This is a genomic window from Streptomyces purpurogeneiscleroticus (assembly GCF_020024005.1).
In the GTDB taxonomy this organism is placed as follows: Bacteria; Actinomycetota; Actinomycetes; order Streptomycetales; family Streptomycetaceae; genus Streptomyces; species Streptomyces purpurogeneiscleroticus.
Genome location: NZ_NHSG01000476.1, coordinates 1 through 9,855, shown reverse-complemented (window position 1 = coordinate 9,855; position 9,855 = coordinate 1). Strand labels below are relative to the sequence as shown.

Sequence of the window (9,855 nt, the reverse complement as noted above, 5' to 3'; positions counted from 1 at the left end):
TCGGGGTCAGCCGACCTGGGTGTGCTTGTGCAGGGTGGCACCCGGTTCGCTGGTGGCGATGATGCGGGAGCGGCCGGGGTCGCGGTCCAGGAGGCCGGCCGTCACCGCGATCGCCAGGCCGACGACCGCGAGAACCGCGCCGACGAGGGTCGGGGACGTCCAGCCCCAGTGTGCGGCGATGGCGACGCCGCCGAGCCAGGCGCCGCCCGCGTTCGCGAGGTTGAACGCGGAGTGGTTGGAGGCGGAGGCGAGCGTCGGGGCGTGTTCGGCCTTGCGCATGACCAGCATCTGCAGGGGCGTGGTGGTCATGAAGCCGACCGCGCCCAGGACGACGACGGTGGCCAGCGCCGCCCACTTCACGTGCACGGTGAAGTCGAAGACGACGAGCGTGACGGCCAGCGCGCCGAGCGAGCCGTACAGGGTCGGGCGCAGCGCCCGGTCGGTCAGCGGGCCCGCGGCGAGCGCGCCGAGGGTCATGCCGATGCCGAAGAGGGCGAGTACCACCGGGACGGTCGACTCGGTGAAGCCGGTGACCTCGGTCATCATCGACGCGAGGTAGCTGTAGACGGCGAAGACGCCCGCGAAACCGAAGACCGCGGTGAGCAGGCCGAGCAGCACCTGGCGGTTGCCCAGCGCCCGGATCTCCTGCTTGACGCCGTGCTGCGCGTCGCGCGGCATGTGCGGGACGAGCTTGGCCAGCGAGGCCATCGCGAGCAGGCCGATGGCGGCGACGACCAGGAAGGTCGCGCGCCAGCCGAGGTGCTGGCCGAGGAGGGTGGCCGCGGGGACGCCGACGATGTTGGCGACGGTGAGGCCGAGGAACATGGTCGCCACCGCGCGGGCCTGGCGGCCTTCCTTGACCAGCCGGGCGGCGACCACCGCGCCGACGCCGAAGAACGCGCCGTGCGGCAGGCCGGCCAGCAGCCGGCCCGCGACGAGGAGGCCGAAGTTCGGGGCGAGCGCGGACGCGAGGTTGCCGGCCGTGAAGACCGCCATCATCAGCAGGAGCATCCGCTTGCGGGGGATGCGCGAGCCGAGGGCGGTCAGCAGCGGGGCGCCGATGACGACGCCGAGAGCGTAGGCGGAGACGAGGTAGCCGGCGGTGGGCACGCTGGTGCCCAGGTCGTTCGCGACGTTGGGCAGCAGGCCCATCATCACGAACTCAGTGGTGCCGATACCGAAGGCCGAGATCGCGAGCGCGAGCAGAGCCAAGGGCATGAGTGACCTTTCAGGATCAAAGGGGGCGCGCCCGTAGCGGCGCGCCGAGACAGGACAGCCTTAAGTTCTCTACGGGAACAAAGTCTCTCAGGTAATTCATTCCGCCGCGCGAACAGGACGTTACGGACGGAAGTCCGCGCCCCGTTGAGGGGAAAATGACGGAAACGGCGGTGGCCCGGGTCACAGAAAATGACCCGGGCCACCGCCGTGCGCGGCCGTACGTGCTGGAGCTCGGCGTACGCGCTGGAGCTCGGCGTACGCGCTAGAGCTCGGCGTACGCGCTAGAGCTTGAAGGAGGCCGCCAGCGGGAGATGGTCGCTGCCGGTCGACGGCAGGCTCCACGCCGAGGTCGGGTCCACGCCCTTGACCATGATCTGGTCGATCCGGGCCATCGGGAACGCGGCCGGCCAGCTGAAACCGAAGCCGTCACCGGCCGCGCCCTGCGCCGACCGCATCTGCGCGGTGACCGGCGCCAGCGACCGGTCGTTCATCGTGCCGTTCAGATCGCCGAGCAGCACGACCCTGGAGAGCGGCTCGTCCGCGATGGCCTCGCCCAGCGCCTCGGCGCTGTTGTCCCGCTGGCTCGCGGTGAACCCGGCCTTGACCTTCACGCGTACCGAGGGCAGGTGCGCCGCGTACACGGCGACCCGCTGCCCGTCGGGGGCGGTCACCGTGGCGCGCAGCGCCCGTGTCCAGCCCATCTTGATGTCGACCGGGCGGGCGTCGGAGAGGGGGTACTTGCTCCACACGCCGACCGTGCCCTCCACCGTGCGGTACGGGTACTTCGCGGCGAGCGCCTCGCGGTACGCGGGCAGCGCCTGGGCGGTCAGCTCCTCCAGCGCGACCACGTCCGCGCCCGAGTCGGCGACCTTCTTCGCGGTGCCGGCCGGGTCGGGGTTCTCGGCGTTGACGTTGTGCGTGGCGACGGTGAGGTCGCCGCGGGCACCGGACTTGTCCGTGAGCTGCCCGCCGAAGAGGTTGGCCCAGACGACCGCCGGGAGCACCAGCGCGGCCAGCGCGATCGCCGACCTGCGCAGCAGCGCGGCGATGAGCAGCAGCGGGATGCCGATGATGCCCAGCCACGGCAGGAAGGTCTCCAGGAGGCTGCCGAGATTGCCGATGGAGTTCGGTACGTCGGCGTGCAGGACCATCAGCAGGCCCAGCGCCACGGCCAGTACGGCGAGCAAGAGGCCGCGCCGCCACATGCCCTCGCGCCGCCACCGCCCGGTCAGGCGGCCCGTACGGCGGCCGGTCCCGCCGGGGCCCGCGCCCCGCCCCGCCTCCGACATGTACGCCTGCGTCATCCCGATGCCCTCACTGCCGTGCTCGTGCGCCCCGCCTGGCCCCCGACCCTAGGGCCTTGACCATAGGCGATGCTCAGCCTGTGCTGTCCCCTCAGGGGACGAAGCGCAAATGGCCAGGGTTCCGCCGGTGCCCGCGCCGACAGGTGCTGTGACAGAACGGGCATGAACCGCTCATCGAGCGGTCGGAAACGAGCCGTCGGGAGCCGGCCGTCAGGAACGAGCCGTCGGGCACGAGCCATCGGAAGCCGGCCGTCGGGAGCGCGCGGCGGCAAGATCATTCTGCCTGCCGTCCGGGAGGGGCGGCAAACGGCTCACGTACGCGGCCGGACGCCGTCCAGAACCGTGTCGACGATCTGCTCGGCGAGCCCCTCGGGGAGCTCCTTCCACTCGTGCAGCAGCGCACGGGAGAGCATCGGCGCAACGAAGAGGTCGGCGAGGACGTCGATGTCGCAGTCCCCGCGTATCTCGCCGCTCCCGATGCCGCGCCGCAGGACGGCCAGCAGCGCGTCGCGGCGCGCCTGGACGACCGTGTCGTGGTACTCGCGCCAGAGCTCGGGCTGCGCCTTGACCTGGGTGATCACCGTCCGCAGCAGGGCGGAGTTGCGCTTGGCCAGGCCGCGCCGGCGCAGGAACTCCAGCAGCAGTACCAGGTCGTCGCGGACCGACTCCCCGGGCAGCTCGGGGTTCTCCTCCTCCAGCGAGCGCATCACGTCGAGCATCAGGCCGGCCTTGCCGGACCAGCGCCGGTACACCGTGGCCTTGCCGACGCCCGCCTCCTTGGCGATGCGCTCCATCGACAGGTCGGCGAGCGGGACGTCGTGCTCCAGGAGGTCCAGGACGCTCTCGATGATCGTGGACTCCAGCGCTTCGTTGCGCGGCCGCCCGGGCCTGCGGGTGGCAGCGGCACAGGAGGACCCGGGCGCGGCGGACGGCTTCACCTCGGAGGGCCCGGGCGCGGCGGACGGCTCCGCCTCGGAGGGCCCGGGCGCGGCGGACGGCTCCGCCTCGGAGGACCCGGGCGCGGCGGACGGCTCCGCCGTCGTCCGCTCCGCATCGTCGGCCGGTGTCCCGCCCCGTTTCGCGCTCGTCACGCCTGGTCCGCCTCTCGTTCCGTACCCCGGGGCGCCGTTACGGCTTCCCCGCGGGAGCAGTCTCTCGCGGCGTCTCCCGGCCCTGGCCGGCAGCCGGGTCGGCCGCCTTCCCGGGCAGGAAGAACCCGACGACCAGCGCGCCGACGACCGCGACCGCGGCGGAGCCGAGCGCGGTGACATGCATGGCGTGCACGAAGGCGTCGTTGGCCGCGGCGGCCAGCTCCCGGCCGGCGGGCCCCAGCTTCTCCGCGACGCCGAGCGTGGCCTCGATGGACTCGCCCGCCGCGTGCCGCGCGCCCGCCGGCAGACCCGGTACGGCGTCCAGCGTGCCCTGGATGCCGTCGCGGTAGCTCGCGGACAGCAGCGAGCCCAGTACGGCGACCCCGAGGGTGCCGCCGACCTGCCGGAACGTGTTGTTCAGCGCCGAGCCCGAGCCGGCCTTCTCGCGCGGCAGGGACTGCATGATCGAGACCGTGACCGGCGGCATGATGTGCGCCATGCCCGTGCCCTGCACGAAGAAGAGCACCTCCAGCACCCAGATCGGGGTGTCGGTGTCCATGAGCAGGAAGCCGGACATGGTGGCGGCCACCAGCAGCATGCCGACCGTACAGACGGCGCGCGCACCGAAGCGGTCGACGACGAGCCGGGCCCGCGGCGCGAAGATCATCTGAGCGGCGGCCAGCGGCAGGATCAGCAGGCCCGCCTGGAGCGGCGTGTAGCCGCGCACGCTCTGGATGTAGAACACCATGAAGAACGTGACGCCCATCAGCGCGAAGAAGACCAGCGCGATCGCGGCCACGGCCGCGGAGAAGGCGGGCTTGCGGAAGTAGCTGATGTCGATCGACGGGTGATCGATGCGCTTCTCGTACAGCACGAAGCCGACCAGTACGAGCAGCCCGCCGAGGACCGTGCCGAGCACCTCCGGGTCGGTGAAGTCGGCGAGCTGGCCGCCCTTGATGATGCCGTACACGAGGAGCACGAGGCCGACGACGGACAGCAGCACGCCCACCGGGTCCAGCCTGCCGGGCCGGGGGTCCTTGCTGTCCGGGACCAGGAGCACCATCGCGGCCAGCGCGATCAGCACGATCGGCACGTTGACCAGGAAGACCGAGCCCCACCAGAAGTGGTCGAGGAGCAGGCCGCCGGCGATCGGGCCGATCGCGATGGCCAGGCCGACGCCGCCGGCCCAGATGCCGATGGCCTTCGGCTGCTCGTCGCGCTCGAAGACGTTCATGAGGATGGCGAGGGTGGCCGGCATGACCAGCGCGCCGCCCAGGCCCATCACGGCGCGGAAGGCGATGAGCTGGCCGGGCGAGCCGGAGACGGCGGCCAGTACGGACCCGAGACCGAAGATCACCAGACCGGTCAGCAGGATCTTCTTCCGGCCCAGCCGGTCGCCGAGCAGCCCCGCGGTGAACAGCAGGCCGGCGAAGACCAGCGTGTACGAGTTGATCGCCCACTCCAGCTGGCTCTGGCTGGCGCCGAGGCCGGTGGGGGCCGGGGTGGCGATCGTCTTCATCGCCACGTTCAGGATGCTGTTGTCCAGGACGACGATCAGCAGGCTGAGCATCAGCACACCGAGGATCGCCCACCGGCGGCGGTGGATGTGCTCGGGGACGTGCCGGGCGGCGGCCGGCGCCGCGGCTATGCCACCGCCGTCGGACGAGCCGCCACCACCGGAAGCGGTGCCACCGGCGCCGGAGGGGGCGCCACCGCCACCGGAGGGGGTGCCACCGGCGCCGGGCGGGGAATCGGAAGAACGTGCCATACGGACCAGCGTACGCCTTTTTCGATACGGCACCGTTCCGTATTTTAGTTGCACGTGACAGGCATCCCGCCCGCTCCTCTTCCACCGTCGCGCGCGGGCGTGTCAGCATGGGTGGTGAGTCCGGGGACGCCGTCAGGGCGCCTCGAGATGACCTGAACAGGAGCCGTCGTCATGACGCAGATTTCGCCTGCCCAGACGCAGGACCCGAAGGCCGGCGCCGCACCCGACAAGACAGCACCCGACAAGACAGCAGCCGACAAGTCGGCCGAGAAGTCGCTGTACGGGGGCAAGCGGTCCCGCCGCGTCACCGTCCGCGACATCGCCGCCGCCAAGGCCCACAGCGACAAGTGGCCCATGCTCACCGCGTACGACGCGATGACCGCCTCCGTCTTCGACGACGCGGGCATCCCGGTGCTGCTCGTCGGCGACTCGATGGGCAACTGCCACCTCGGGTACGAGTCGACCGTCCCGGTCACGATGGACGAGATGACGCTGCTGTCCGCCGCCGTCGTGCGCGGCACGGAGCGCGCCCTCGTCGTCGCCGACCTGCCCTTCGGCTCGTACCAGGAAGGCCCCGTCCAGGCGCTCCGCAACGCCACCCGGCTGGTCAAGGAAGCCGGCGTGGGCGCGGTGAAGCTGGAGGGCGGCGAGCGCTCGGCGGACCAGATCAAGCTGCTGGTCGACGCCGGCATCCCGGTCATGGCCCACATCGGGCTGACCCCGCAGTCCGTCAACGCCTTCGGCGGCTACCCCGTCCAGGGGCGCGGCGAGGAGGCGGCCCAGCAGCTGCTGCGGGACGCCAAGGCGGTGCAGGACGCGGGCGCGTTCTCGGTGGTACTGGAGGCGGTACCGGCCGGGCTCGCCGCCGAGGTCACCCGCTCGCTGCACATCCCCACCATCGGCATCGGCGCGGGCCTGGAGTGCGACGCGCAGGTCCTGGTCTGGACGGACATGGCCGGGATGACGAAGGGCCGGGTGCCGCGCTTCGTGAAGCAGTACGCACAGCTCCGCGAGGCGCTGGGCGGCGCGGCGAAGGCGTTCGCGGAGGATGTGGCGGGCGGCACGTTCCCGGCGGAGGAGCACACCTTCCACTGAGCCACTGAGGGCCCGGCCACTGAGTGCCCGGCCCGGACCGGGATTCCGTGGGTCGATGGGGCGCTGCCGGTGATCCGGCAGCGCCCCGCGCATGTCTGCCGACGGGGCGTGCCGGTGGCCTGGCGACGGTCCGCGACAGTGCCTTCCCCCGCCACGGCCGGTCGACGGCCGGTCGGCGGTCTGTCGGTGATCTGTCGGCGGTCTGTCGGTGGCCCATCGATGCCTGACCTGCGCTGTCGGCGCTCTGTCGGGGCGTTGTCAGTGGTGCCTGTCACTGTGGATCCATGACGCAGAAATCACACTCCGCCGACGGCCGCGCGGCCGTCCAAGTCCGTGGCCTGGTCAAGCACTTCGGCGATGTCAAGGCCGTCGACGGAGTGGACCTCGACGTGCGGGAAGGCACGGTCATGGGCGTGCTCGGGCCGAACGGCGCGGGCAAGACCACGCTCGTGCGCTGCCTTTCCACGCTGCTCGTCCCCGACGCCGGCACGGCGGTCGTGGCCGGGTACGACGTCGTGCGCCAGCCCCGCGCCCTGCGCCGCACGATCGGCCTGACGGGGCAGTACGCCTCCGTCGACGAGAAGCTCTCCGGCCGGGAGAACCTCTACATGATCGGGCGGCTGCTCGACCTCTCCCGCAAGGACGCCCGGGCGCGCGCGGACGAGCTGCTGGAGCGGTTCTCGCTCACCGAGGCCGCCAAGCGCCCCGCAGGGAAGTACTCCGGCGGCATGCGGCGCCGCCTGGACCTGGCCGCCTCGATGATCGGCAAGCCGGCCGTGCTGTATCTGGACGAGCCGACGACCGGCCTCGACCCGCGCACGCGCAACGAGGTCTGGGACGAGGTCAACAACATGGTCCGCGACGGCGCGACGGTGCTGCTGACCACGCAGTACATGGAAGAGGCCGAGCGGCTGGCCGACGAGCTGACCGTCGTCGACCGCGGCCGGGTGATCGCCGAGGGCCGGGTGGAAGAGCTGAAGGCCAAGGTCGGCGGGCGCACGCTGCAGATCCGCCCGGCGGTCCGCGGCGAGCTGGACCGGATGGTCGGCGCGATCGCGCAGGCCGGCCTGGACGGCATAGCGGGCGCCACGGCGGACCCCGAGGACGGCGTGGTGAACGTCCCCATCGTCAGCGACGAGCAGCTGACCGCGGTGGTCAACGTCCTCGGCGAGCGCGGCTTCGCGCTCGCCGGCATCAACACCCATCTGCCCAGCCTGGACGAGGTCTTCCTGGCCATCACCGGCCAGAAGACGTCCGAGGCCGACGCGGCCGCCGAGCCGGCGCCCGCCCAGTACGAGGAGGTCGCGGCATGAGCGCCGCAACGATCACGGCGCCGGTCACGAAGCCCGGGGCCGCCGAGGGCCGGATCGGCCTGCGGGCCAATCTGCGCCACATCGGCGCGCTGGTCAGGCGGAACGCCCTGCAGATCAAGCAGGACCCGGAGTCGATGTTCGACGCCCTGCTGATGCCCGTCGTCTTCATCCTGCTGTTCGTGTACGTCTTCGGCGGCGCCATCGCCGGCAAGGGCAATCAGCAGCAGTACGTCCAGTACTTGGTCCCCGGCATGATGGCGATGATGGGCATGAACATCGCCATGGCGGTCGGCTCGGGCGTCAACGAGGACTTCCGCAAGGGCGTGATGGACCGCTTCCGCACGATGCCCATCGCGCGCTCCTCGGTCCTGATAGCCAAGATCGTCGTCGAGGTCGGCCGGATGCTGGTCGCCACCGCGATCCTGCTCGGCATGGGCTTCCTGCTCGGCCTGGAGATCAAGGGCTCGCCGCTGGAGTTCGTCGGGGCCATCGCGCTGTCGACCGTCTTCGGCGCCGCCGTGATGTGGATCTTCATCCTGCTGGGCCTGGCCCTGAAGACGCCGCAGGCGGTCCAGGGCATGGCGTTCCTGGTACTGATGCCGCTGCAGTTCGGCTCGTCGATCTTCGCGCCGACCGCGTCGATGCCGGGCTGGCTGGAGGGCTTCACGAAGATCAACCCGCTGTCGAACCTCGCCGACGCGGCCCGCCACCTCATCGCCGGCGAGGGCCCGATAGCCCACCCTGCCCTGATCACGCTGGCCTGGGCGATAGCCATCACGGCCGTCGCGATGCCGCTGGCGGTCCGGAAGTTCCGGTCGAAGACCTGATCCGGCCGAAGACCGCAGGTCCCGGCTCCGGTCCCGATCGCTTCGGCGGAAGGCGGAGAGGTCAGATTCGGGAGCGGGGACGTCAGATGAGGTCGAGGGCCTCGTCGAGGGGGAGGGTGGCGCCCTCGGCGTGGGCGGACGCGTAGTCCGCCGCGCCGAGGACGGCGCGTACCGCCGCTTCGGCCGCCGCGCGGGAGATGCGGAGGATGCGCGGCGTGTGCTGCCGGGGCGCGCGCACCGCGTCGAAGGCACCCAGCAGCCGGGCCCCGTCCGCCGCGCCGTCCCGGCCGCCGGTCAGGGCCAGCACCCGGGCGGCGATGGGCAGTTGGGACAGCGGCAGGTCGGGGGCGACGGCCTGGGTGAGCGGACCGCGCATCTTGGCGACGGCGCCGCGCACGGCCGCCAGTGCCCCGTCGTACCGTCCCTCCTCCACGTCCAGCGCGGCCAGTGCCCCCTCGACCATGCCGAGGAACATCTCCGGCGCCGACCGCTCGGCGAACTCCTCCCGTACGAGCTGGAGTTGGTGCCGGGACTCGTCGTTTCGGCCGGCGGTCGCCAGCCAGGTGGCGAGCTGCATGCGGGCGTACGGCACGGCGTCGCGGTTGTGCCGCCCTTCGTCGAGTACCTCGTGCAGCAGCCGCTCGCCCTGCTCGACGTCGCCCGCCTCGATCAGTGCGCCGCCCAGCCGGGTCTTGAGCAGCGGGAGCTGGCCGTGTGCGCCGAGGTCCACCGCGTACCGCATCGCGGCGCGGTAGTCGTCGGCGGCGAGGCCGTACTCGCCGTGTCCCTCGCGGGATTCACCGCGCCCGGCCAGCGCCTCGGCGACACCCCAGGCGTCGCCGATCCTGCGGAAGATCTCCAGCGCCTCGTCGGCGTCGCGGGCCGCCCGGTCCAGGCCGCCGGGCCGGTCGTTCTGGATTCTCGCCCGCAGCTGAAGGATGAACGCCAGCTCCCAGTCGTAGCCGAACTCGCGACAACCGCGCACGGTTTTGTCGACCATGCCGGCCAGGTCCACGAACTCTCCCGTCAGCATGACGGCGTAGAACCACATCACGCCCGGCACCCGGCAGGTCTGCGGCAGCCCGCCGCGGTAGGCGCTGACGATGCCCCGCAGCTCCTCCTGCTGCTCGGAGCGCCGCAACGCCTCCATGTCGCTGTCCACGTTGGCCAGCGCGACCAGCCGGACCTCCCGGCGGGCTTCAAGGAGCTGCTCGGGCGCCATCGGCGGCGGGGCGTCGA

At 71.9% G+C, this 9,855-nt stretch carries 7 protein-coding genes and 1 pseudogene; 3 read left to right on the top strand and 5 right to left on the bottom strand.

The features are described 5' to 3' along the window. Positions 1–6: 6 nt before the first annotated feature. The 4 genes from CCS38_RS34440 to CCS38_RS34425 all read right to left on the bottom strand — a co-directional run bounded on the left by CCS38_RS34440 (position 7) and on the right by CCS38_RS34425 (position 5,183). Positions 7–1,218 carry an MFS transporter gene (locus tag CCS38_RS34440; protein WP_223737504.1) on the bottom strand — a complete coding sequence of 404 codons (1,212 nt, stop codon included), beginning with the start codon at positions 1,216–1,218 and terminating at the stop codon, positions 7–9. A 281-nt stretch (positions 1,219–1,499) separates the two neighbouring features. Further along, positions 1,500–2,423 (bottom strand): endonuclease/exonuclease/phosphatase family protein, encoded by a 924-nt coding sequence (locus CCS38_RS34435; RefSeq protein WP_372457202.1) that lies wholly within the window; start codon positions 2,421–2,423, stop codon positions 1,500–1,502. Between the two features lie 410 nt (positions 2,424–2,833). Then, positions 2,834–3,460 (bottom strand): TetR/AcrR family transcriptional regulator, encoded by a 627-nt coding sequence (locus CCS38_RS34430; protein ID WP_223737508.1) that lies wholly within the window; start codon positions 3,458–3,460, stop codon positions 2,834–2,836. Positions 3,461–3,650: 190 nt separating this feature from the next. Next, the gene (locus CCS38_RS34425; RefSeq protein WP_223737506.1) at positions 3,651–5,183 is read right to left on the bottom strand and encodes an MFS transporter; all 1,533 of its coding nucleotides are present in this window, start codon (positions 5,181–5,183) and stop codon (positions 3,651–3,653) included. Positions 5,184–5,552: 369 nt separating this feature from the next. Here CCS38_RS34425 and panB point away from each other — a divergent pair, with 369 nt between their 5' ends. The 3 genes from panB (at position 5,553) to CCS38_RS34410 (ending at position 8,616) form a co-directional block, all read left to right on the top strand. Beyond that, the gene (gene panB, locus CCS38_RS34420) at positions 5,553–6,476 is read left to right on the top strand and encodes a 3-methyl-2-oxobutanoate hydroxymethyltransferase (protein ID WP_223737501.1); all 924 of its coding nucleotides are present in this window, start codon (positions 5,553–5,555) and stop codon (positions 6,474–6,476) included. A gap of 284 nt (positions 6,477–6,760) precedes the next feature. Next, a complete protein-coding gene (locus CCS38_RS34415; protein WP_223737499.1) occupies positions 6,761–7,789 on the top strand; it encodes an ATP-binding cassette domain-containing protein in 1,029 nt (342 codons plus the stop codon). Next, positions 7,786–8,616 (top strand): ABC transporter permease, encoded by an 831-nt coding sequence (locus tag CCS38_RS34410; protein ID WP_223737497.1) that lies wholly within the window; start codon positions 7,786–7,788, stop codon positions 8,614–8,616. Before CCS38_RS34415 ends, CCS38_RS34410 begins: the two co-directional genes overlap by 4 nt. Before the next feature lie 82 nt (positions 8,617–8,698). Here CCS38_RS34410 and CCS38_RS34405 read toward each other — a convergent pair. Then, a pseudogene (locus tag CCS38_RS34405) lies at positions 8,699–9,855 on the bottom strand (AfsR family transcriptional regulator); the annotation flags it as partial.